We start from the raw sequence: 23,261 nt of genomic DNA, 5'->3' as shown, positions 1-23,261 counted from the left end.
TTGCAGTCAGTGCTGGTTCGCGGGGCCGGATAGACTCAATTAATGCGGTTCGAAAAACGCGATAACTGCAGGTCTAGGCCATTTCGATTACAGGTCATTACACCTAGGGATACTCTTTACAGGAGATATAAGTAGTCTATGCCGAGCTCTTCGATCTTGCTCATTGATGATCACGTCTTGTTCCGTTCAAGCGTGGCCCTGATGTTGGAAATAAGGCTGCCGGTTGGTACGACAGTCAGCGAAGCAAGTAGGATCGAGCAGGCGCTTGCCCAGGCGTTGCCGGCACCCGATCTCATCCTCCTCGATTTGCAGCTGGAAAGTGCCAACGGCCTGGAAGGCATCGCCTTGTTGCAAGAGCGCTGGCCCTTGGCGAGGGTGGTGATCGTGTCCGCCTTCGATCGGGATGCGATCGTGTGCGAGGCGATCCAGCGCGGTGCGGTGGAGTTTCACTCTAAGACAGAGTGTCCAGAGCATCTACTGCAGCGGATCCAGGCGCTGCTCTCTGGAGAGCTTCCCGAACCGAGGACTATCGCCTCCACCCCGTTGACGCTCACTTCACGCCAGCGCCAAGTGCTCGGGTTGCTGTGCCAGGGATTGACGAACAAGGAGATCGCCTCGCAGCTCTGGCGCTCGGAGCACACGGTCCGCAGCCATGTCCAGGCGATACTGACCATCCTCCAGGCGTCCTGCCGTACGGAGGCAGCCGATACCGCGCGCCGCCTAGGACTCGTCCTGTGAGGCACGACGCTCGCTCATACCAGGAGGCCCTGCGACTCATTCTGGTCGAACTCACCCAGTCGCTGGTCAAGACTACCCTGCTCGCTACCAGCCTGATCCTGACCTTCAGCCTGATCGACGGCTTTCAGGCCCGCGTGTCTTGGTCAGCCCTAGCGCAACTGAGCGGCGACTGGGACCCTGACGCCATCCAAACGCAATTGTTGCTTTGGTATGTCGCCGTCGTGAGTCTTAGGGTGGGCCAAGTCATCTATGCGCGTCAGGTATTGCTACTCCGCCTGGACGCTGGCCGGGTTAAGCCAGTGGCTCGGGTCCTAATGCTGGCCGGTATCTTGGAAAGCGTCGTCTGGGTAATACTGTGCGAAATTGCCCTCCAACAGGCCTTTCCTACGCCCTTCATCGGCTTGCTGTTGGTGCTGTTCGCCACGCTCGGCCATGCCATGGTGTCGCTGAACTGTGCCGTGCCCAGTCTTTATCTGGGACGCATCCTGCTGCCGGTGGCACTGATCGCTATGTGGTTTCTGCGCATTGGTGATGACCTGCACAGGATTCTGGGGATCACCGTGCTGCTTTACGGCTTGGGTCTCTGCCGATTGGCGCGCTCGGGTTGTCAGCACCTGGTGAAGCAATTGAAAAGGCAATTGCTTCTGGATGAAACCGCCAAGCGGGCACGCCGTGACCTGCAGCAGCTCCGCATCGCTTTGCAACGGGCGCGGCAGTCGAATACGGCGCGCTGTCAGTTGCTGGCTGGAGCCAGCCATGATCTGCGCCAGCCCCTGCAGGCTCAGGGCTTTTTTCTGGCAGCCCTGGCCGGCAGTCCGCTAGATCCCCAACAGCGGCAATTGCTGGTCAGGGCCCGAACGGCCGTCAAGACTACTACCGACATGCTGAATACCTTACTGGACCTATCACGCATCGAACTAGGAGCCTTGCAGCCGACATTGCAAGTCTTTGCCCTGCAGCCACTGCTGGATAAACTGGAAATGGAGCTTGCGCCCCTCGCCAACGGCAAGGGCCTCAGCTACCGCACGCTGGATACGGAGCTATTGTCTCTATCCGATCCAACCTTGCTGGAGCTGATACTGCGAAATCTCATCGGCAATGCGATCCGCTACACCCTGAGAGGCGGCGTCCTGATCGCTTGCCAGCGGCGCCATGGCTACCTTCAGATCGAGGTCGTCGACACCGGCGTCGGTATCGCTCTCCAGCACCAGCAGGAAATCTTTCGCGACTTTCACCAACTCGATCATCCGACCCGGAACAACCACGAAGGGCTAGGCCTGGGGCTTGCCATCGTTGCCAGGCTGGCTCGCCTATTAGGCCATCCGTTGACCCTGGCTTCCCGAGAGGGGCACGGCAGCACTTTTCGGGTGCATCTCCCCCTGGTCAGGCCGGTGAGAGCTGATGGTGAGACGGTCATTGTGCCCAATACATCCAAGACTGAGCGAGAGTCTTGTGTGCCGGCGCCGTTTTAGCGCACCTCAACCAAAGCCTGGCGCGGAGCGGCATCGTAGAGTGAGCGACAACGGAGTGGTGATGAGGGGCGAGGAGCCACAGGAGAGCAGCGCCTAGATCCGCTGTAGCAGGTGCTCTGGACATTCTGTCTTAGAGTGAAACTCCACCGTACCGCGCTGGATCGCCTCGCACACTGATCCCGTTCGAAGGCGGACACGATCACCACTCTCGCCGAGGACTAGCGATCTTGCAAGGCTATGCCTTCCAGACCGTGAGTACCTTTCATTTGCAAATCGAGCAAGATGAGATCGGGGGCCGGCACGCTTGGGCAAGCGCCTCCTCGATCCTGCTGGCTTCGCTGACCGTCGTCCGTGGCAGCCTCATTTCCAACATTAGGGCCACGCTGGAACGGAACAAGGCGTGATAATCGATGAGCAAGATCGAAGAGCTCGGCATGGACTACGTATACCTCCAGTAAAGCGTATCCCCGGGGCGCTTTTGGTCAAAATGGACGATGGGCGCTCGCGCGGTACGCCTTTAAAGTCGGTCCGTGGTTCAGCGTGGGCCATCTCCCTGAGCGAGCAGATGGCTTTCGGCGTGAAGCTTACCAATGTGCCGGGGAACCGGCTCCCTTATTGACGACGAGGCATGTAAACCATGAGCTCAGCAAAACTCGATCAGATCTTCGAGGCAATTTTTCAGCGTCCGGTGGAAAATGACGAAGATATCTTCGACCTGGGTGCCAATTCTCTTACCGCTATCCAATTGATTGGTCAGGTCAACGAGGCGTTTGGCGCCAATATCAATATGGAGCAGTTCTTCTTGACGCCCTGCAAGCAAACGGTGCTTGCGCAGTTGCAAGTCGCCGCTGCGGCGGATAAAGCCTGAGAGGGTTGCCATGCACAGCCTGTTCACACTAAACCTGGACCTAGAGCGAGCGGGCAAGGTGATCTGTGTCCAGAGCTTGCCGTTCGACACTGCCCGGGAAACCCTCCTATTGTTGTCGCCCGTGGGCACCCAGTGCTGCTACATGAAGAACGCTGCACTATTTTTGATCAGCCATTTCAATTTGATCATCCTGGAAAGCGACACCTGGCTGGCGTACGCCAACGAAGCCGGGGTCAATCCCGAAGAAGGCGTTGCGGACTTCATCCGCCAGTTCAATGCAGCGCTGCCAGAACCCGTGCGTGTAGATGCACTGGTGGGCTATTGCTCCTCAGCGCCTTTGGCACTCTTGGCAGCCAACCAAGGTGCTTGTCGCACCTTGCTACTGCTTAATGGCGCGTACTTTCTCAAAGACGACGGGGTGATCAAGAGCCAATACGAGCGCGACGTGGAGCGCATGATGCAGTCCATTCCCCAAGGCAATTGCGCCCAAGTCTACGAAGCCGTGAGTCTGTTGCACACCAAAAGCGCCTATACCCCGAGTGACTACCGCTACCAGCAGGTTCGCCCTCTGCGAGAACTGTCTGCGTTCCGCCAGTACCTTACGTTCCTCAACAGCTTGGCGAGCTTGGAATCGGTCAGAATTGCGCAGACCGTAAAGACCCCCACGCTGGTGTGGTGCGGCAGCCAGGACCGTTATACCGACACCGCATCTTCCCGGTACATTGCCCAGCTGCTGCCTCACAGTGAACTGGTGGAAGATCCTGATGGCCAGCATCACGATTTTGTCGATGGCCACGAACGTTTGTACCTGACGATGACCCATTTTCTGACCCGTCACAAGCAGAGGGCCATTCAATGACCTCCTACCATTCACATCCCCCCAAAGCCTACCGCCGATTTGAGTCGGTCTGCACGCAAGCGCCAAACGCAATTGCGGTGGTGGACGAAGGAAAACTAGTCACTTATCAACAGCTCCAGACGCAGGTGTTGGAACGTAGCGAAGCACTGATACGTCAAGGCCTGGCAGACCATCCTTACATGCCGCTGATGGCCAACCGTTGCCTTGAGTATCTGATAACGATGCTGGCCTGCTGCAAACTGGGAATTACCTACGTCTCCATCGAGCCAGGCACGCCAAGCAAACGCCTGATCGCCGTGCTGGAACAATTGGGCTGCAATCATTTGCTATTGCTCGGTCAGCCAACGGACTTGCGCCCTGACCCAACGCTGACATGCTTTCGCCTGGACGACTGCGGCACTCTGTGCTACGACGGCCCTGCCCTACGTCCGCCTATCCGAAGGCGTCTGGATGATGCCTCGGTGATAACCGTGATGTTTACCTCTGGCACTACCGGCCTCCCCAAAGGTGTACGCATCAGCCATGACGGGTTGCTGAATCTAGTAGACAACGTACAGCAACAGGTCCAAGGCAAGCCCCGCAGCTACGTACATCACTCGTCCATCGGCTTCGATGCTGCCTTGTTTGAAGTTTGGGTACCGCTGCTGACCGGCGCCTGCGTCACCCTGCAACCTGGCGCGTTCAATATAGATGCACTGGATCACTGCGTACGCGCGGCCAGCTGCGATGTGCTGTTACTGACCACCTCACTGTTCCACCTGGTGGCGCAACACCGCCTTTCAATGCTAGACGCTGTGCGCGTGCTCTATGTCGGCGGTGAAGTACTTAAACCGGTGCATGCCCGCGCGCTGCTGTTGGCCAATCCTCGCATTACCTTGGTGAATGGCTACGGCCCGACCGAGAATACTGTGTTCTCCACTTGGTACAGTCTGAACAAACCTGAGGACGCCGAGCGAGACGTAATGCCCATCGGGCAGTTCCTACACCAGGTGTACGGCAAAATCGTCGATGCCAAACTGCAAGAGGTGGAGGTCGGCACGCCCGGCGAGTTGCTGCTCACGGGTGCGAATCTAGCCCTAGGTTACCTCGACGACGCTTTGACCCAAACCCGCTTTCTACAACTGCCGGAAGGCACCTATTACCGGACCGGTGACTATGTCATCGAAGATGAGCACGGCATGCTTTTCTACCAAGGCCGCATCGACGAACAGGTAAAAATCAAAGGCTTCCGGGTGGAGATCGCCGAGGTCGAACATGCGCTGACCCAACTGCCTGGCGTCGCCCAGGCTGTGGTGCAGGCGCACGTCATGAACGATTTGGAAAAAAGCCTACACGCTTTCATCGTGCTCCGGCATGGCTCGCCAACTATCGAAGAAAGCAAGCTCATGAGCCTATTGGGCGACCGGCTTCCTCATTACATGGTACCGAGGCGGATCCACTACCTAGCGGAACTTCCGCTGACGGCCAATGGCAAGGTCGACAAGCGTTCCTTACAGCCACCGGAGAAAGCAGCGGCGGCGCCCCCTCAGGCCGGTTCGGCAGTGCTAGATATCTGGTCCGGCATCCTCGGCACCCGCAACCTGCAGTTGGAACACTCAATTTACGGCTATGGCGCCTCATCTCTGAGCGTGGTCATGGCCCATAGCCGCATCAACGAAATACTTGGCAGAACGACCCCTTTCGACGAAGTCGCCAGGCTGAACACCTTTCAAGAGTGGGTGCAGTACTACGCAACACATGAAGACCCAGTAACTTCTCTCAGGAGCCAACATGGAAATGACTGACTTTTCGTTGACGAAACAGGAACTTCAGCAGTTTGATCGAGATGGGTTCATCGGTCCCTTCACGCTCTATGAGCCTGAAGAGATGAAACAGATGCATAAGACCATCCGAGCACAACTGTTCAACCGCACCCATGCTCCCTACGACGCGCCACTGGATGTCGCGATCACCAACTACGACCGGCACCTGGATGTGGACTTGCTGACCAGTCATGTGTTTCGCAAGGAAATCGTGCATCGAGTGCGAAGCATCCTCGGCCCGGATGTAATCTGCTGGCGCAGCGAGTTCATCCCCAAATACCCTGGCAACGAAGGCACTGACTGGCACCAGGCAGACACTTTCGCTCACGCCTCCGGCGAGCCGCAACTGGTGTGGCCCGAGGGCGAGCCGTTCGGCGGCGCTATTAATGTGTGGACGGGTTTCACTGATGCCACCCAAGAAAACGGCTGCATGCAGTTCATCCCCGGCAGCCACAAGCAAATGAACTACGACGAAACCAGAGGCATGACCTTCGACCCGGTCACCAACAATAATGTGGTCAAGGGGCAGTACCCACGTGGATTCAACGGCTACGACTACACCACTCTGCAAAAGGACAAGTCATGGAAGCCGGATGAAGCATCGGCAGTACCGATCGTGATGAAAGCGGGCCAATTTGTAATCTTCCGCTCGATGCTTATGCACTCCTCGCTACCCAATTCGACACCCGACAAGACCCGCCTGGGCTATGTGGCCCGCTACGTACCCGGACGGGTCAAGGTTTATCCAGATACAGATTACGTTAAGGAATTCGGGGGCGAGTATCGACTTGATCGGTTCGGCGTGGTGCAGGTGTCCGGTACCACCACCGACCCCAAGAACAGAGTGGCCCGCAAGAGCCTAAGCGGCATGGACCTGAAGCCCCTAGTCATTTATTGAGGATTGATCATGGAACAGCCCTCCTACCTGGCAATCGATCACATCGCGTATGCCACGCGGTCTACGGAGAAAACCTCGGAGTTCTTCACGGCCCTGGGGTTCGAGGTGCTGTTCCATAAACAGCCAATCGAAAAGTTTGGCGTGTTGATAACCAAGCTCCGCTCGCCAGCAGGCGAAATCGTGGAAGTGGTCGAACCCTTTCGACCTGACAGCGTGGTCAGCCGGCTGCTGGTGAATGTGGAGGCGTGTATCTACCACGCGGCCTTTAGGGTCCGCGATATCCAGACTACTCAGATTTCTCTGGCCAGTATGGGAGGCGTCTCGGTAACCAACCCCATGACCATTCCGTACCCGGCCACCGAGGAACATCGCTCGCTGACAACCTCGCACATGTTCCACCCCGCGGTGGGCCTGTTCGAGATCACCGGTTAAGGAGCAGCCATGGCCGATCCTTTTGTGGTGCAACGACCCTGGCTTGCACCACTGCCAGGCGCCCCTATGAACGCATGTCGCCTGCTGCTGTGTTTCCCCTACGGAGGGGGTGGCGCCTCAGCGTTCAATGATTTGAGCCGACTAGCCGATGTCGGCGTTGCGACATGGGCAGTGAAACTACCTGGACGCGAGGACCGAAGTATGGAAGCGCCGGTCACGCGGGTCGCGAATGTTATCGAGGCGATCGTCGATGCACTGCAAAGCGTAGGCATACCGTACGCGTTTTACGGTCACAGCTTCGGTGCCGGGTTGGCGCTTGATGTAGCCCACGCGCTAGCCGAACGCGACCGGCCGCTGCCGACGCATTTGGTCCTGTCCGGGCGCATGCCGCCCCACACCGGCTACTCACCGCTACTGGGTGCGATGGACGACAACCAACTGTGGCAGCACGTATGCTCAGAGAGCCTCTTACCACTGCCGACGGATGCCTCGTGCAGTTTTGCCAGACATGCGCTGGGCAAGCTCAAAGCCGATCTAGCGCTCAATGCACAACTCACTTATCGCTTTATCCGACCGCTGCCAGTGCCCCTTTACGTTCTCAACGGCCAGGACGACCCGTTGCTTGAGCTCCATCGCCTAGACGAATGGCAGCGCTACACCAGCACAAGCTTCCATAGCGAGTACGTACCCGGCGGACATTTTTTCTTCAACATCAATTTTCAGCTTTTGTATTTGCCTCTGTTAACCGCTCTAGATGAACAAGGCAGTTGAGCGTTATGGAACGTGCATTTTGGAACACCCCTTATCTCTCGTCCCTAGACGCCCGCGTGCTAAGTATTGACGGGCGCGACGTGGTGATCAGCCCGACGATTTTCTTCGCCGAATCCGGCGGCCAGGAATCGGATAAGGGTTGCATCAACCGTATCGAAGTCACCCAGGCCACGGTTGTTGACGAGCGCATCATCTATCGCCTTGCCGAAGATCCAGACTTTGCCGTGAGCGATCTGGTTAGCGTGGAGATCGATTGGCCTCGTCGGTATGCGCTTATGCGTTTGCACTTCGCCGCTGAAATTGTGCTGGAGTTTTTCTATAAAAAATTCCCAGACCTGGAAAAGATCGGTGCCCATATCGGCCAACACAAAGCGCGGATCGACTTCTCGCTGGAGGGTAATGTCAGCCAGTACTTTCCGGAAATCCTGCAGGGCGTAGAGCACCTCGTAGCCGCCGGCCTACCGATTGAAAGCCGCTTTACGGACACCAAGTGCTTGCGCCGTTGCTGGTACATCAAGGGGTTTTCAGAGGTGCCCTGTGGCGGTACACATCTGCGTACCACGGGCGAGGTCGGGCGTATTCGGCTCAAGCGCAATAACATCGGCGCGCACAAAGAGCGTGTCGAAATCTACCTAGTGGATTGACCGCCCAGGAGAGCTATCATGTTCAACATCATGTCTGTACTTGGGTTGCTGCTCTTGATGCCAGGGCCCACGAATACATTGCTGCTGCGGTCTGGAGCACTGAGCGGATTCCGACACGCCTGGTCTTTGAGCCTGCTGGAGTACTCGGCCTACCTGCTGCAGATTTCCTTTTGGGGGTATCTGCTCAGCCATATCGGTGACAGCGCTCCCTGGTGCCTGCAGGTGGTACAACTGGCGTCGATGGCTTATCTGTTCAAAACCTCACACCGGCTATGGCGCAACCCCGATAACCCTTACCATTCCTCACCCAACGTGCATATCTCCAGAATGTACTTTTTTCGGCTGACCCTGATCAACCCCAAGGGTCTACTGGTGGTTTCGTTCATCGCTCCCGAGCAGACCTTTACCGATATCAAGTTGTACCTGTATTTTGTCGCGCAACTCAGTATGGTGGTAATCCCGATTGGCTGCGCCTGGGTGCTGCTTGGCGCATACATCAAACGCAGCGGGCATGCTTGGCTGACAACGCTGAATATTAATCGCACAGCCTCGGTGATCATTTGCTGCTTCGCGGTGGCGATCCTTTCCCAATTGACTGACTCACTGATCAAGACCAAATTGGCATTTTAGGTGTTAGGGAAGCTCTGAAGTAGGCATCGATCATTGATGCCCTCGTGGCCTGAGATTCATAAAACGCACGCCCGATCAGATAATCAGACTTTTTTAGCTTTTAACTCATCGACTTTTCTTCAAACAGCACCTTTCCAAGGTGTTTTTCCGTATTACAGGCGCACCTCTCCTATCGCCAACAGCCGTTTTCGTACCATCCAAAGGTTCGACAAGGCAAACAGTTTGGCCTGTTGCGTGGTATTTTTAACGAGCCCGCGAAACCGCACTTTCGTATAACCAAACTGGCGCTTGATCGCACGAAATGGATATTCAACCTTCGCTCGCACCTGGGTTTTCGTGAACTCGATCTTGCGGCAACACATCAAAGAAAGGCTGCGAAATTTTGTAGATAAGTCCCCTGAAAGAATAGAGGTGGCCGGCATAAAAAAATCTGCGAACAGCAAGTATTATCCGAGCTGCCAAATCATCAGTTTTATATCCCTGGAGCGGCCTTCAATGAGTAAAGACAGACAACCCCCAAGACAAACTCCTCAGGACCCACCCAGGCCAAGGCCTCAAGATCACCCTAGGCCAGACACCGATCACGGTAAACGACATTTAGAGCCTGATAAACCTTGGCCAAGACGCTGATTTTTTATATAGAAGGTATGGAAAAATGGATTACGAGTCTCTGCCGAGCTCTTGGGTAATTGAGGAAGCACGTACTTTTGAGGGCTTCGCGGCTGCTTGAACAGAGCGCCTCTGATGGTGATGTAGCTCTATAGTAGCCAGCAGCGATGACCTCCGCTCTCGCGTCGGAACTGTACCTCAAGTCATGTCTCGTGGAGGCAGCCCCTTGTTCTCCAAGGACTGAAGACAATCCTGAGGGGCACCTCAGATTACTTATCGGTTTGCCTAGGCCGTCATGACATGACAGCGCTGCGCAAGGAGTTGGCTGAAGCTTACCCAAGGGGTGCGCGAGAAACTATCCCTACAAGGTTTGGTTGGTCAAGATTCGCCATCAGTTGGGCCACCCGCTGAATAGGCCGAAAGCAGATCCGGGGAACACTCAGCTCGACATGTTTAATCAAAATTAGGAAAGCGTTCAAATGCACTCTCAACCTCTGGCCTAAAAGTTGGGGCCGAGTATGTAGATAGGGAGGCTTTCCGCTCCCAGGATCGAGCAGCAAATTGGAGGCAAATGTGAAGGCTCGCAATGAATTGAATCTGAAGTTCACCACAGATGTTCGCACCCAGGAAGCCTGCAAGCTTGACCTGAGTTCGGGCGTGACAGCTGAAGTTTTTGGCGATCCTGAGAACGCTAGTTATGAATGGCGTCTCGTGCATGCCAACGGTTTGGTCGAGCAGCATTCCGATTGCTGCTATGGCAACCCTGCAATCGCGATGCGGGATGCCCTTGTGATCTTCTACGGACCTCCGCGATTTGGCGGAGACATTGTGGATCTTCGGCCTGCGGATCACGAACCAAACCATTGGGGAGAAGTAAAAGGCAAAGCCAGCTCTATCACAGTTGATCTGATTGAGGCTGCAGACAACGAACTGAACGCGCTGCGCCGAGACGCAGAGCTCTATCGCGTGTTACGCGAAAACTGGCTTCGGATCGAACAGGGATCGACTGTGCACCGTGCCGGTGGTCTGGATTTGTGGTGCGACGAGCGCCTGCCAGACTCAGATCAGTAATAAAAATTTGAAGGCAATCGTGACCATTGCACAACTGATCGAGGCGTTACGCTCGACCGCCGCGAAGTGGCGAGCAGGCAACCAGGAACACCGTGAAGGCGTCGTGCTGGTGTGGGACGGCGAGGTGTACGGCTGGAAGAATGAACTGCGCGACCCAGACAGCGAGCGCCCAAGTGCATATGCCTTGGACAAGGCTGGGCTGATCTTCAGAGCCGAAGGCGGCGATGACTACAATGGTGCAAAAGCGTGGGTCGCGGTTGACCCTGATACGCAATAGGAAATCACAATGGACCACATCCATGTTGCGCATGCCTTCCGTGAAGAGCTTGAAAAGCAGAAGAGTTTGGATCAACTCCCGTGTCATTTGAAGAGTTTTCCCAGGGGCTGCTGTGGTGTGGTGTCGGAACTGCTCGGTGACTATCTGAACGCGCAGCTAGGCCTGCAGGTTGAGTATGTATGTGGAGAAAAGGACGGTGGCTCCCATGCATGGGTCGAGTTAAAGGGTGTCGTCATCGACATTACCAGCGACCAATTTGAAGGACGTCCGCCGGTCTACATCGCTGCTAGAGACAGCTGGTACACCTCTTGGGAGGAGGAATCGCGGCACCTTGCAGTTCATCATCCAAGCGCATGGACATATCGCGAAGAGCGTGAAGTGCTTCGAGCAGTTCTCAGGGGTGCCGGACTGCCCAACTCAGACTTATAGGAAATCGCTTCAGCAAGCACTACGGAAGCAATCCCCCCGCAAAGCGGTGCGATGAACTCGCTCAGCAAATCAAAGTTCGCTAATCCACACCACCTGACGGGAAAAGCGAACTCTGATCATGCCCCTTACGATGGTTTTCAGTTACATTGCTCCGCAAACCCCAGTTGCAACCCACAGGCCGCTTACAAACGCCTGAGCTGAAACGGTGTTTCACTTCGAGAAAACGCCGAAATCCCACCTTCTTCGATATCAGCTTCCGGAGCGGAGCGATGACGCAGGTTATTGACAGTACTGCGTAAGCTGGCACCGGTGCTGGAGATCGCCTCCCCGCTCATGTCCTTGACTGTTTTCGCCAGTTTGACGGTCTGGTCGGCAACATAGCTTGTGGTACTAGATGCGGTCGATTTCACCTTATCCTGTATAAACGACTCGGCTTTCTTAACCGCAGGGTCAGTCGCCAGTCCAGCGGTGGTCCAGCCTGCGAAAACGCCTACCGAACCCACCAGGTTGCTCAGCTGACTAACCGCAGCCTTGGTCGCCGAATCAGTGATATTTTTCGTCGCCATTTTCTGCAACTTACTTACCCCGGCGTAACCACCGGCTAGGGCCAGGCCATTTTTTGTCAGGCTGGTGGCCGACACCAGACTTCTCACCGCCTTGAGCCCGTCGGTCGCGACGTCCAGTGGCAGGCCGGCCATCCGCTTGCCCGCATTGAGCGCCGCACCTGAGTAGCTGGCCGACTTGATCGCTTTGTAAGCATCAAGCCAATCAGTTTCTTCACTCAACGCGGCCTTGGGCTCTTTATCTTTCATGCCAAGTACGAATGCCCCCCCACGCAGTTGATCGCGCGATTGCACACTGAGCATGCGGTCGCCAAAGCCTGCATTCGCAACCAAGCCACCCGCCGTAGATACGCCAAAATCAACAGCACCCTGCACCGACGGTCTGGACGCTAGTGCTGGAGCCAATACGGTACGCACCACATTTAGCGCCGAGAACGTCTGCACTGCAATCCCCATGTCCACAACCTGTCGACCAAGCGCAGGCGAGTGGCGCTTCACCGATACGGCCATCGCATCATGCAACTTGTCCGGCGAAGTGCTCAGGTAATGCAGATCACCCCTCGCACGATCCATCATTTTGGTGCCCACCTGGTCCATGGCTCCCGACAGCGCTCCGGAAATGAGCGGGGTCAGCGGCTTGAGCGGCGTTGCTAGCCAATCGCCCTTGTTGATCGCAGGCTGCATGTACTGAAGCACCGAGGCAGCGGCAAATGGCGTGTTCTCAAAAGCACTTGATGCGGTCGTCGCCAAACGGTCGAACTTTTCCGCCTTGGCGAATGTTTCGGCGATGGTTGCGGGGGTCTCCCCTTCGGAGTACAGGCGGTTGGCGCGTGTCTCTACCAACGCATCGATCTGCTCGTTGTGTGCAAGAGCGGCATCACGCTCATCCGGTGAGCCTATTACCGAAAACCTGTGCGCAGCGAACACGTGATGTTTCAGATAATCGGTAATAGCTTGTAGATCGCGGCACGAGGTAGTGCTGACAGACCGCACAGAACTCGAAGCAAGGGACGCGTCGGAAGCTGTCCGAAAACTCTCCATTGCAACGCCAGGCGGTTGTTGGGCGGATTGGTTGATGTGCATGGAAATTCTATCTCGGTCTACGGAAGTTTGAGCAGCTGTATCCTGAGTCAGGCTTGTCCGGAGCGAATGTTTGCGTGAAAGCAATACAGAGAAGTTTCGATCAAACAGCGCCAGAAACAGCGGAAACGTCAGGCTACACTCCAGTTGAACTGGATTTACAAAAAGCTGTGTAGTCGCTGGGCCGTTAACGGTTCCATCGCTGCACTACCAGCTCGCCCAGTCGCGGGCTTTGGCAGTACCAGGGCGCGGTTTCGCGTCCGCCAAAAGCAGATAGGGAGTCCGCAGTGCTCGACGTAAATAACAGCACCGAATACGAGAAGGTTGCCCAGCAGGTCTACCAAGCGATTCTAGCCAGCGATGTGGGAAGGCGAAGTGTATGGCTGGAAAAACGAACTGCGCGATCCAGAAAGCGAACGACCAGGCGCATACGCCGTGGACCTGGCCGGGCTGGTCTACATGGCACAAGGCGGTGATGACTACAACGGCGCAAAAGCGTGGGTCGCGGTTGACCCTGACGGACAGTAGGAAAACCTTAGCGTACGATTTTTTCCGAATTCTGTAGGCTCCCCCTCTACATCAAGCGCCAGTTTGGTTATACGAAAGTCCGGTTTCGCGGGCTGGCTAAAAACACCGCGCAACAGGCCACTCTGTTTGCCTTGTCGAACCTCTGGATGGTTTGAAAACGGCTGCTGGCGATGTGAGAGGTGCGCCTGTAATGCGGAAAAACGCCTTGTAAAGGTGCTGTTTGTAGGAAACTCGATGAGTTAAGAGCGGAAAACGTCTGATTATCTAATCGGGCGGGCTTTTTTTAAACCTCAGGCCATGATAGCGGCAAAAATCGATGCCTACTTCAGACCCTCCCTATACATTTACTTTCTATCCGGAATAACTTTTTTCCAGTGCATCAGCAGGTCCTCCCGTAGCATGCCAAGTGCCAGTCTCTGGGTCTTCAGGTCAGGTGAAAAAAACGCTGTATCGAACACAATTCCCATCCGCTTTTGACTTTTTTCCGCTTGCGCCTGTATTTTTTTCGCGTGACCAGGGCTTATATCTGAATAGCTAAATACAGGTAGCAGATAATTCGTAAAACTGTCAGGCAGTTTCTGACCGTTTTTGAGCAAAGCACCTACGTAACACTCGGCCAGCTGTTGTCCTCCACGCATGCTGCCCGCTTGATACAACTCCCTCTCGGTAATACGTGAGGCAATCTTGGGGTAGATCTGAGCAGCGGCTTTAGCTACTTCACTAATAGCCTGGTCATCGCCGCCAAAGAACGCTTTCAACAACACATCTTCGCCAACTTCGTCTTCGATTCGCCTGGCCGCATCCGGCCAGGAGTCCCCGGTGGACAGCTTGAAACCATGATAGGGATCCTTTGCCAAGGGAATGGGCAAGAGACGCTTAGGGTCTGGCAGTTTCTCTGTCAAACGAGTCGTCAACCCTTCGTTCAGGGCTTTCCAGTGCGGATGTTTTATATGGCGTTCGACAAACTCAGGATGCGTGTAACAGTGTATGAACTCATGTCCGGCGACCTGTGCCGGATGGCTCTCGAAATGAATGTTAGGGTTCAGTTTTACCCGTTGGGTTTTGTGGTTCCACTGCCCTGCCACGCCTGAGGGAACATCGTGTGTGACGTCAGCGCGAGCTTTGAAACACGCACTGTCTTTTGGAATATGTGCACCGAAACGCTCAAGAACCGTCTTATTGCCTTGTTCAAGATGTGTGACGCTCGAGCGATGCTGCAGATTGATTGCTGCCCATACACTGCCTCCCGGATCCTTCGCGAAATCACCTGGGTATCTTGCAAAACGGACTCCTGTCGACAGCGCCAGAGTTCCTACCATCAGTTTAACGAAGAGTCTCACAGGACCTACACCCATTTCTGGACGAACATCAGCAGGTGGAGGCTGATTCACGTCAGCAGGTGCAGTCGTTCCTGCTTCTTCACTGGGCATGCCACCTGCTATCGCTCGCAAACGTAATGATGACGGTGCATCCATAGGGGCTTTGGGCTTCTGGCCTCGGGCAGCATCAAGCCGCATAGGCTCCGCCCCTGCAGGCGCTTCGACATGCGGGGCATTATCTACACGAGCACTGTTCCCCACTTTATCCAACATACTCTTTCCTCAGTTAAAACGAAAATGTGTCGCTGTGTCTCGAAGCTCCTGCGCCGTTTCAGCAAAGTTGGCCAGCAGGCTCTCAAAACGGGCTTTGTCCAGAAGGTGAAAATCGTGTTCATAAGAGAAAACCAGGGCACTTTCATCAGGGTTGATGGTAAGCGCGCCACGGCGCAGACGCAGGCCCGGAAACGTATGGGTAAGCAGCTTGCGCAATAAAATGTCGTCTTTAGGGTCTGTACGCAGTTCTATGATTTTAGCTAGTAAGGTAAGGCTGTCGCCGCTGACATGCAGCGTTATATCCATGCCTTCCTGCCACTGGATAGCCTCTGTGACAGGCTTGGCATTTTTTGTCGGGCCCAATATATTAGTTAGCTTTTGCAGCGTCGGCGATAAGCTCATGATTACATCCGTAGATAGCAATATCTGTACTAAGTGGCCGTAACAGCGGACACGTTCCCTCGGTACATAGAAATTTCAAATGCCTACGCATCAAGCTGACGCTATGAAAGGAGCTTCATGGCTTCATAGCGATGCGTAGGATGATACCGCTGAAGCAGAATTGACCCATGTGCCGACTTGGCGTTGCCCCATAAGTATTCAGCCCAAGGTCAGACCTGCTAACGCTTTACGGAGCAGAAGTTTGGGTCAGCGAAATTTCGGCAGCTGGGTCAACTCTGCATCAGCGGCGACACCAGTACCCAGCAGATAGGCTAATTGTGGACATGTGATGAGCCTTACCTAGAGCTGGTGACAGCTAGCGCGAGAAACACTAAAGGGCTGGGCCTATCATTCTAACGCTATTTTTGCGCGCCACTGTGTCCAATTAAGAGATAATCCGCTTGGGTTGTTGCGGGCATAGTCGTGAAAGGCCTGCAGAAATTTTAGTCTGTCCTCTAGGAATGGCCGCTTGAGTGCAGAAATGCTGCCTAGATCCGTCATGTTGTAGTCATAGCTTAGCTTGGCCATACGCGTGATGAGGGTTTCTGCGGAATGGTTACGAGCGTTCTTAAGCATGTCGACCATTATCATAGCCGTGGTAGTACGGCCCCGACCGCCGTTACAGTGCACAACTAGCGACTCATTTGCCTGCAGGCAGTGGCGCATGATGTCTACTAGCTCGTCGGTCGCTTCCGGACTAGGCCTGTTATGGTCGGTAATGGCCACGCGGCGATAGGTCGCGCCGGCCTCTGTAACGACTTCTCGCTCGCTCCGGACATTCAAATTTTTCAGTTCTGTCGTTTGAGGATTACTTTTTTTACCTTTTACATAATTGGCATCGACCAACGTTAAAGACTTAGTGCGCTTCAGTTCTGTAATCATGGCACTTTCACGTGCCGCTCCGTCAACCTGGGATAGGCCGGCGTTGGCCCAATCCATCGGGCCACGTAAGGTGATAGGCAAACCGTTGACAATCGCATGAGATTCTTCGCGCAGATCTAGTACGGTGAGCGGCCCGCCTCCAAGCGCTGCGCGGATACTCTTCACCTGCTCGACGGAAGAAATACGTTCACAACCAGCCAATTTCAGGTCGGACAACCCGCCCGTCTCCATTCCCAAAGGCAGTTTGCTCAAGTCATTAGTGGTACGGAAGAAAGACATTTTGCCGTGTTTGGGGGGGGGCATTTTGTCGATCACCATAACACATTGGTCTTCGGTTTCCCGAGGGGGCACCGCGTAGCGTAAGAGGACACGATTCATACCTAGATGCGTACGTTCGCTCAAGCCAGAGGACGCTAGATCGTTGGCCGAGGGAGGACTGGATGCATCGATGGATATGGCTTCCGAAGGGCCATACAAATGAGCGCTGACGATGTCGTACTCAAGTTGATCATTTAATCGGGCCTGAACCGTCAGCTCGTTATTAATTAAGTGGGCGGCCCCCATGGTGTCGGCGTTAGCTGGCGGACAGACTGAAGTTTTATAGGTTACTTGCGTGTCGTTACTGGATTGAAGTTGGAACTTACCGTCCTGCACAGCGTTGCGTACCAGTGATGCAACGCGTTGGTGATCGGTATTAGGCTGAGTTGAAAGGTGATCTAGAGCTAGGTGAGCGCTTTGGCTCAATTGGGAAAGCGAAATCCTGTCAGGATGGGAATAGGAATTGTGGGCCTGAGAGCCCTCCGCCTCTAATTGCTGACCGCCACTCATTTGGGAATTTGTAATGCTGTGCTGAATAGGTTGCAGGGGATTCATAGCTGTATGAACTATCTCGGTTGAGTAATTGGCTGACGAAAGGCATTGGATCCTAATGCGTGATCATAAGTGCTTGTGGGGTTCCGAAGACAGATTCAAGACGACAACAGAGAAAACGGAAAAACCGCTGCACCACCAAGCCCGCCACAAGGCGGGCTTGGCCACTAGGAGAGGGAGCTTTTCGCGCCCTGAGATCGAGCAGGGAGTTACCAATGCAGATCGTGAAAACTAAGGACATCTCATCTACAGTGCTAATCAGGTCTTCTTCAGAGTTTCCTTAAGTCCCGTTAAGTAGTGGTTTGGATAATGCTTGCATCGTTCGGGGTCTCTCTGCCACTGCTCTTGGATAAACCCAAAGGAGGATATTTTGTTGCAGCAAGCATGGGCCGCATAAAGACAAACAGGTTAGTACGAGGATCTTCTTATAGCGTTAATACTTTAGATATCTTCCGAAGTGGCATTTTTCTTACTCATGATTATATTAAGAGCTCATGGCGTAAATTCTAGTTATCCACTCCCTCCACAATGAACAATTGCATCTCGTCGGCTGCACCTTCGCGGAGGTGTCTAGCCTTTGTATACTCTTCAGAATTGTAGAACTTCTGTGCTGCCTCAACTGAAGGGAACTCTACAATCACCACACGACGGCTTTCAGCCTCTCCTTCCAAAAGAAACTTCTGGCCTCCTCTCGAGATGAAGCGGCCTCCATGAGCTTTCACAATGTCAGGCGTTAGCCGCTTGTAATTATCATACCGAGCTTGGTCGGTGATACTCATTTTACCAATAAGATAGGCGCTCATTTTACCCTCCACACATCAAAGCAAAAACCCGACAGCGGGTGCCATAATTTTTTTCCAAGAGAGTCACCTTCGCCATGGGCTTAGCATCGGGATGCAAGCCATCTGATCGTTCAAGGAGACGGCCCACGCTCAACCATGAATCGACCTTAAAGGCGTAATGGGCTAGCGCCCATCGTCCATTTTGACCAAAAGTGCTCCGGGGATACGCTTTACTGGAGATATACGTAGTCCATCCCGAGCTCTTCGATCTTGCTCACTGATGATCACGCCTTGTTCCGTTCCAGCATGGTCCTGATGTTGGAAATGAGGCTGCCGCAGAAGACGGTCAACGAAGCCAGCACGCTCGATGACGTTCTCACCCAAGACGCGTCTCTTGGGTCATTCCTGAACCCTGGTGTCCCGAGAAGGGCACTGCAGCACTTTCCGCGTGCATCTCCCTTGGTCAGGCCGGTGGTAGCTGATGCTGAGCGACGTCTTTTTCCCGATAGCTGATAGGCCTTCGGCAAGCTGCTCCTACAGGCGCTCTGGAGTATCACCAGCACTGGAATAGGCGCCGCCAGGTGGGCAAGTGACACCAGTTCAATAACGGACTCGCACCAGCTTTGTACGAAAAAAGACTCAATGTCGTTTCCGGGATGAGTTGACCACTACATGTCCACGTCAGCGTGATGCTTCCAGATCAACGCATTCGTCAGTTTTGAGTTTGTCTTCGGAACCCACGAGCCCTTGTGACCACATATGGGATCCAATTAATTCATCCGGGACAGCTCATAGCTCTATGAATCCTCTACAATCTACTCAACACAGCATTACAACTCCCCTAATCAGTGGCGGTCGGCCATTAGACGCTGTGGGCCCTCAGGCCCAGCAATCTCACCCTAAAAGGATTTCACCCTCTCAATTGAGCCCAGGCGCTCACCAGGCTCTAAAACGCCCTTCAGCTAATGCCGAACACCAACGCATTGCATCACTGGTACGCAACGCTCTGCAGGATGGCACACTTCAATTTCAATCCAGTAACGACAAGCAAGTAACCTATAAAGCGCCAGTATGCCTGCCAGCTGACACCAGCACCGATACCGATACCGATACCGTGAGAACCGAACGCTTGATTAATAACGAGCTGACGGTTCAGGCCCGATTAAATGATCAATCGGAGTACGACATCGTCAGTGCCCATTTGCATGGCTCTTCGAGATCCATATCCTTCGATGTGCCCAGCCCACCGCCTGCACATGGCTCAGCATCTTCAGCCTTGAGTGAACGGACCCATCTAGGTATGAGTCGCGTTCTCTCACAAGATGCAGTAGATGGCAGTGGCTTGGAAAGTCCGTTACTGAGCTCGCGAGCACATTCTCGTCCGCCATCACAGCCAGAGCCCGTGCATATCGGATCAGTCCGCAGGGACTCTGGCAGCCTTGTTTCCGATAACCCGGTAGTGCACGCACTGCTAGCCTTCGCGCAGGCCGACCAGGCATTCCCACCACAGGCCGCTAGCATTGACGGAGTCCAGCTGGAAATGCGGCCAACTCGAGATATTGAGCAAGCACTTAAGAAATTCAAAGATGCCTTCACGGTGGAGAAGGCGCAACTGATGTCCGTTACAAACTCGTCGGAGCGGGCAGATGAGGATATCAACGCAGACATCCATATCCCGTTATTGCTTAAGGCCATTGAGCAGGGTGCTGCGGCATTTGGCCCAAACGCATCGATCGGCCAGAATAGCGCGAAAGCGTTTCTCGCCTCGTGTGCTCCCACGATCACGTCTAATGACGATGTCCTCTCAGCGTTCATCAACCAGAAGCTGAAGGGGGACGATGATCTTAAGGTACGCCTAGGCGCACAGGAATTGTTGCACGTCGCCACCAAGAAAGAGTTTCAACTCGGCGGTCTTGCCGGCAGCATCGGGGTCAGCAGCATACTCGGCTCGGCATGGGAGCTTGGAGCTTCGGAACTGTTGAAAAATGCCATCTTCGGCAAAAACTTCTCACCCAGTCAATATGCCCTGCAATTGGCCGGGATCGATTCGGTGCCTCCTTTGATGATCGAGTCCATGGACACCATGTGCGTACTTGCCATCATCAAGGGTATGAAAGGTGAGGAGTGGTCCATGAGCGATCTACTCCCCAAGGCGTTGAAGGCCGGCGCCATCTCATCGGTGGTCTCATTCCCCAATAATGTTTTGCAGTATGCAGGCTTCAAATCCAGAGTCGGCGATCTTGCCGCAAACTCGGTGACAACTGAAGCGGCAATCTTTGGCGCCGCCTCCGGTATTCCACCCGAGGTCAAGGAAAGTGAAGAGCTGATGCGTGCTGGCTTGTTCCAAAGCATGAAGGACGGCGTGATGGCTCATCCCGGCGAGGGGGTGGACACCAAAGAGACGATTGAGCGGATGACGCGCCATGCGCTGGATATCGCTCCGGGTGAAAGCACCGCTGTCAAGTCCATGGGGCTGGCATCGATTGTCGGGATGATTCCACTGATTGCCAGCAACAAGGCAACCGGGCTGCTGTCAGAACAGGTACTGCGTATTTTTCGGAGCGCCGTCTTCAATCCAATCGAAGCCATCGCTCTGAACGCGTTGGCGCTAGGAGGGCGTGTCAACGTTCCCGGGCTATTTGATTCCGACAATGCAAAGCATGCACGCGTGGTACAAACCATTCTTGCGCGGGCCAGCCAGCAAATGGAAGCTGGAGACCGTAACATTTCCGCAGAGGAGCTACATCAAATGCTGGCTCCCCGGAGCGAGTTCCTGCGCCATGTGGGATCTGCGATTGTCAACGGCATGAATGCCAGCTTTGAGGCAATTCCCGCGCTGGCTCGGAAGCTTGGATATGGTGAGGCTCCGTTGGCCGAACGTATTCCGTATCAAGACCTGGCTGTGCGCGACTCGCCGCGTCAGCCCGCCCCCTGAACCATAGTCGCCGCGATCTGCCGGACTACACGAGGAGCGGCCAAGCGGGTACCCGCGTGTAGCCTCGGCTGAATTGCGTCGCGCTTTCAAAGTCGGCTTCGACTGCAGCCGATATGACGCTCTGGGAATTCAAAGCAACTTTTCAGACAAACCCTAGGAAACATCTGAGAGGCGACAACCATCCTGAGACCGGAGGGACGATCGGCATGCTTTATGTCGACCGTCCCCACACTTTAGCCGTTGTAAAACTGCTTAGAGGCGTTTTTGCAGATCTGTTTGTAGAAGTCGTCACCGTCCTGGACCGTAAAACCAGCACCCACAAAGCACCCTCGTGCAATTTCGCGGAGAGAATGCCTTATTCCGCTCGAATTGTCGTATACGGCGTTGAGGCAACCTATCAGAATCACAACATCATCTTTTGACAAGGGAGGCTCACCACTCATTATTCTTGCGTGATTAACACAGGACGTCGCGTTGAGAGCTGTAAACGAGTCTCCTAACCCTGAGGCGTCTTCAAATCCCACACCGGAATTGCTAAGCTTAACATGAGTCAAAGGCAGGTTTTTCAAGTCTGCCATTGATTTATGTTTCAAATCTTCTATTTTGTCGGGGGGTAGCTTGAAGATTTTTTCTTGTATATAAATATATGCGTGGTAGAGCACTGGCCCTGCAATGCTGGTATTCCTCTTAAACATATTCTTTGCTAAATCTTGCTCTGAGAACGGCCTACTTAGTTCTATTTTATCAGCTTCATCTTGGAGTACAGTGCCCCGATTATAATGGCTTTTCAATATGACCCGTTCCGCATCCCCCCAAGCGTCTTCACCCGCATAGACCTGTCTGAAAACCAAAAGTGCCTGGCCTGCTGCGAATTGGGAATCACTGTTGAGCGTGATACTTTTTCGAAGTAAGTTATCAAGAGTTTCCATACACTGCTTGGGCGTGAGAGCTTTTTCGCCATGAGTCGCTTTTATAAAGTGTTTCAGGCCTTTTTCCACAAATGGCTTTGTGATAGAACGAGATGTATAACCAGTAGATCCCGTCTCCTCATTTTTAACGCCGGTCAAAGAATATTTGTTCTTGCTTATATAGGCTTCGCTATTTGTAAGGTCATAGTCTTTTGGTGTTTTTTCCGGGTTGAGTTTTTTTATTGCCTCTTCATTGGTAAGCTCACCTTTCAGGCACATAATATTCTTCAGAATTGATGTGTGCGCTTGCTCCGTGTCAACTAGGTCGGAGAGGTAAATCTTAGTTGCTGCACGATAATCAATCATCGTTAAGAACTGATTCTCTCCGCAAAGCCTAAGCGGGCTTAAAAGCGAGTTTTTATTTTCAAGAGTGCTGCTATGGTTGTTTTGGTAGCGCTTTCGCGCTTTATCTTGTGCATCGTTAAGCCTGGCATCGCTGGTAAAACCACCTTTGCCATCATGCAGAGAAGTGGTAGAAAGAAAAAAATTATTGGCAGTTTTATCGTAGAGGTAGGCGCTGCCTGCAAGGTATGCAGCGTACCTCATGGCGCGGAAGGGCAATTTAGAGTTATTGCTGGATTGGCCTTTTGAATCGCCTTCGTGTGTCTTTGCAGTTTGCGTAGCGCTCAGCGCAGCAGGTTCATTATTTTTTGCTATTGCATTAGTTGCTTCCATCTTAGGCGAGGCATTAAAAGTATTCTGCACCATTCTTGAAGCTGAATAGAGATGACTGTTCTTTATTTGCATAATCTACATATCCTATGTGCTGCGGGTCATTAGCTCATTTTACAAGGTCATACGTGGTCATACGTGGTCATCGCCAAGCGTAGAGTTCCACTAGTAAGTTTTCTTCGTTCTCCAGCGCCAGCCCAGAACGCATTCAGGTTGTTCATCTTGCCGACGCTCTGGACGGTTTACTGTCCGCTAGACAAAATCAACTAACTATTAACATGAGTCAGAGATTGTCATAGTTATCTGATCCGAAATGCGCACTAATTGCGAGCATTGCCGTTTTCGATTGCAAGCCACTACAGCTACAAAACTACAGGACCTGCGAGCAGCCGAGCAGCCAAGGCGACAGCGATTCCGTTGAAGCGAGGTCATGGAGGATGGAACTATC

Annotated in this window: 21 protein-coding genes and 3 pseudogenes; 17 read left to right on the top strand and 7 right to left on the bottom strand. The window is 53.8% G+C overall.

Annotated features, from left to right (window positions below; all coding sequences use genetic code 11):
* Positions 1-138: 138 nt before the first annotated feature.
* The 11 genes from POR16_RS03600 (at position 139) to POR16_RS03550 (ending at position 9,114) form a co-directional block, all read left to right on the top strand.
* A complete protein-coding gene (locus POR16_RS03600; RefSeq protein ID WP_054079727.1) occupies positions 139-738 on the top strand; it encodes a response regulator in 600 nt (199 codons plus the stop codon).
* Positions 735-2,210 carry a sensor histidine kinase gene (locus POR16_RS03595; protein ID WP_005888854.1) on the top strand — a complete coding sequence of 492 codons (1,476 nt, stop codon included), beginning with the start codon at positions 735-737 and terminating at the stop codon, positions 2,208-2,210. The genes POR16_RS03600 and POR16_RS03595 overlap by 4 nt, the downstream gene beginning before the upstream one ends.
* 227 nt (positions 2,211-2,437) lie before the next feature.
* The gene (locus POR16_RS26130) at positions 2,438-2,614 is read left to right on the top strand and encodes a hypothetical protein (RefSeq protein ID WP_007251965.1); all 177 of its coding nucleotides are present in this window, start codon (positions 2,438-2,440) and stop codon (positions 2,612-2,614) included.
* Between the two features lie 233 nt (positions 2,615-2,847).
* Positions 2,848-3,078, top strand: coding sequence for an acyl carrier protein (locus POR16_RS03585; protein WP_005888851.1), 231 nt, complete (start codon positions 2,848-2,850; stop codon positions 3,076-3,078).
* 10 nt (positions 3,079-3,088) lie between these two features.
* Complete coding sequence (locus tag POR16_RS03580; RefSeq protein WP_005888850.1) at positions 3,089-3,937, top strand: alpha/beta fold hydrolase; 849 nt, start codon at positions 3,089-3,091, stop codon at positions 3,935-3,937.
* Positions 3,934-5,721 carry an L-allo-isoleucine:holo-[CmaA peptidyl-carrier protein] ligase gene (gene cmaA, locus POR16_RS03575; protein ID WP_005888849.1) on the top strand — a complete coding sequence of 596 codons (1,788 nt, stop codon included), beginning with the start codon at positions 3,934-3,936 and terminating at the stop codon, positions 5,719-5,721. The genes POR16_RS03580 and cmaA overlap by 4 nt, the downstream gene beginning before the upstream one ends.
* Positions 5,708-6,637, top strand: coding sequence for a chlorinating enzyme (locus POR16_RS03570; protein WP_005888848.1), 930 nt, complete (start codon positions 5,708-5,710; stop codon positions 6,635-6,637). Before cmaA ends, POR16_RS03570 begins: the two co-directional genes overlap by 14 nt.
* Positions 6,638-6,646: 9 nt before the next feature.
* On the top strand, positions 6,647-7,069 hold the full coding sequence (gene cmaC / locus POR16_RS03565; RefSeq protein WP_005888847.1) for a coronamic acid synthetase CmaC: 423 nt from the start codon (positions 6,647-6,649) through the stop codon (positions 7,067-7,069).
* Between the two features lie 9 nt (positions 7,070-7,078).
* On the top strand, positions 7,079-7,840 hold the full coding sequence (locus POR16_RS03560) for a thioesterase II family protein (protein WP_007251966.1): 762 nt from the start codon (positions 7,079-7,081) through the stop codon (positions 7,838-7,840).
* A 5-nt stretch (positions 7,841-7,845) separates the two neighbouring features.
* Positions 7,846-8,484: an alanyl-tRNA editing protein gene (locus tag POR16_RS03555; RefSeq protein ID WP_005888845.1), complete on the top strand. Its 639-nt coding sequence runs from the start codon at positions 7,846-7,848 to the stop codon at positions 8,482-8,484.
* Positions 8,485-8,502: 18 nt separating this feature from the next.
* The gene (locus POR16_RS03550) at positions 8,503-9,114 is read left to right on the top strand and encodes a LysE family translocator (RefSeq protein ID WP_005888844.1); all 612 of its coding nucleotides are present in this window, start codon (positions 8,503-8,505) and stop codon (positions 9,112-9,114) included.
* Positions 9,115-9,266: 152 nt separating this feature from the next.
* Here the strand turns inward: POR16_RS03550 and POR16_RS03545 are convergent.
* Positions 9,267-9,470: pseudogene (locus tag POR16_RS03545) on the bottom strand (IS5/IS1182 family transposase); the annotation flags it as partial.
* Between the two features lie 826 nt (positions 9,471-10,296).
* Between POR16_RS03545 and POR16_RS03540 the strand changes: the two are divergent.
* Genes POR16_RS03540 through POR16_RS03530 form a run of 3 tightly spaced genes read left to right on the top strand, consistent with a single transcriptional unit; the run spans position 10,297 to position 11,500 of the window.
* Positions 10,297-10,794 carry a hypothetical protein gene (locus tag POR16_RS03540; protein ID WP_011105131.1) on the top strand — a complete coding sequence of 166 codons (498 nt, stop codon included), beginning with the start codon at positions 10,297-10,299 and terminating at the stop codon, positions 10,792-10,794.
* Between the two features lie 25 nt (positions 10,795-10,819).
* Positions 10,820-11,071 carry a hypothetical protein gene (locus POR16_RS03535; protein WP_024691293.1) on the top strand — a complete coding sequence of 84 codons (252 nt, stop codon included), beginning with the start codon at positions 10,820-10,822 and terminating at the stop codon, positions 11,069-11,071.
* Between the two features lie 9 nt (positions 11,072-11,080).
* Positions 11,081-11,500, top strand: coding sequence for a hypothetical protein (locus tag POR16_RS03530; protein WP_005888840.1), 420 nt, complete (start codon positions 11,081-11,083; stop codon positions 11,498-11,500).
* A gap of 182 nt (positions 11,501-11,682) precedes the next feature.
* Here POR16_RS03530 and POR16_RS03525 read toward each other — a convergent pair whose 3' ends face one another.
* Positions 11,683-13,056, bottom strand: coding sequence for a hypothetical protein (locus POR16_RS03525; protein WP_024691294.1), 1,374 nt, complete (start codon positions 13,054-13,056; stop codon positions 11,683-11,685).
* A gap of 447 nt (positions 13,057-13,503) precedes the next feature.
* Here POR16_RS03525 and POR16_RS26225 point away from each other — a divergent pair.
* Positions 13,504-13,671 (top strand): annotated as a pseudogene (locus tag POR16_RS26225) (hypothetical protein); the annotation flags it as partial.
* 50 nt (positions 13,672-13,721) lie between these two features.
* Positions 13,722-13,826, top strand: a pseudogene (locus tag POR16_RS03515) (IS5/IS1182 family transposase); the annotation flags it as partial.
* A gap of 189 nt (positions 13,827-14,015) precedes the next feature.
* Here the strand turns inward: POR16_RS03515 and POR16_RS03510 are convergent.
* The 4 genes from POR16_RS03510 to cmaL all read right to left on the bottom strand — a co-directional run bounded on the left by POR16_RS03510 (position 14,016) and on the right by cmaL (position 18,259).
* Complete coding sequence (locus POR16_RS03510) at positions 14,016-15,263, bottom strand: hypothetical protein (RefSeq protein WP_005888838.1); 1,248 nt, start codon at positions 15,261-15,263, stop codon at positions 14,016-14,018.
* 9 nt (positions 15,264-15,272) lie between these two features.
* Positions 15,273-15,665: a CesT family type III secretion system chaperone gene (locus tag POR16_RS03505; RefSeq protein WP_007251972.1), complete on the bottom strand. Its 393-nt coding sequence runs from the start codon at positions 15,663-15,665 to the stop codon at positions 15,273-15,275.
* A 387-nt stretch (positions 15,666-16,052) separates the two neighbouring features.
* Entirely contained in the window at positions 16,053-17,459 is a 1,407-nt protein-coding gene (locus POR16_RS26770; RefSeq protein ID WP_011105134.1) for an effector protein hopD2, read from the bottom strand.
* Between the two features lie 503 nt (positions 17,460-17,962).
* On the bottom strand, positions 17,963-18,259 hold the full coding sequence (gene cmaL, locus POR16_RS03495) for a coronamic acid biosynthesis protein CmaL (protein WP_005888835.1): 297 nt from the start codon (positions 18,257-18,259) through the stop codon (positions 17,963-17,965).
* 778 nt (positions 18,260-19,037) lie between these two features.
* Between cmaL and xopB the strand changes: the two genes are divergently transcribed.
* Positions 19,038-21,173, top strand: a complete 2,136-nt coding sequence (gene xopB, locus POR16_RS03490) for a XopB/HopD1 family type III secretion system effector (protein ID WP_081021955.1) — start codon at positions 19,038-19,040, stop codon at positions 21,171-21,173.
* A gap of 233 nt (positions 21,174-21,406) precedes the next feature.
* Here xopB and xopAG read toward each other — a convergent pair whose 3' ends face one another.
* A complete protein-coding gene (gene xopAG / locus POR16_RS03485) occupies positions 21,407-22,888 on the bottom strand; it encodes a XopAG/AvrGf1 family type III secretion system effector (RefSeq protein WP_005888833.1) in 1,482 nt (493 codons plus the stop codon).
* Positions 22,889-23,261 lie beyond the last annotated feature (373 nt).

Origin of the sequence: Pseudomonas coronafaciens pv. oryzae str. 1_6, assembly GCF_000156995.2 — a bacterium.
Classification (GTDB): domain Bacteria; phylum Pseudomonadota; class Gammaproteobacteria; order Pseudomonadales; family Pseudomonadaceae; genus Aquipseudomonas; species Aquipseudomonas tremae.
The sequence above is the reverse complement of the archived record's forward strand: the minus strand, read 5'-3'. Positions and strand labels throughout refer to the sequence as shown.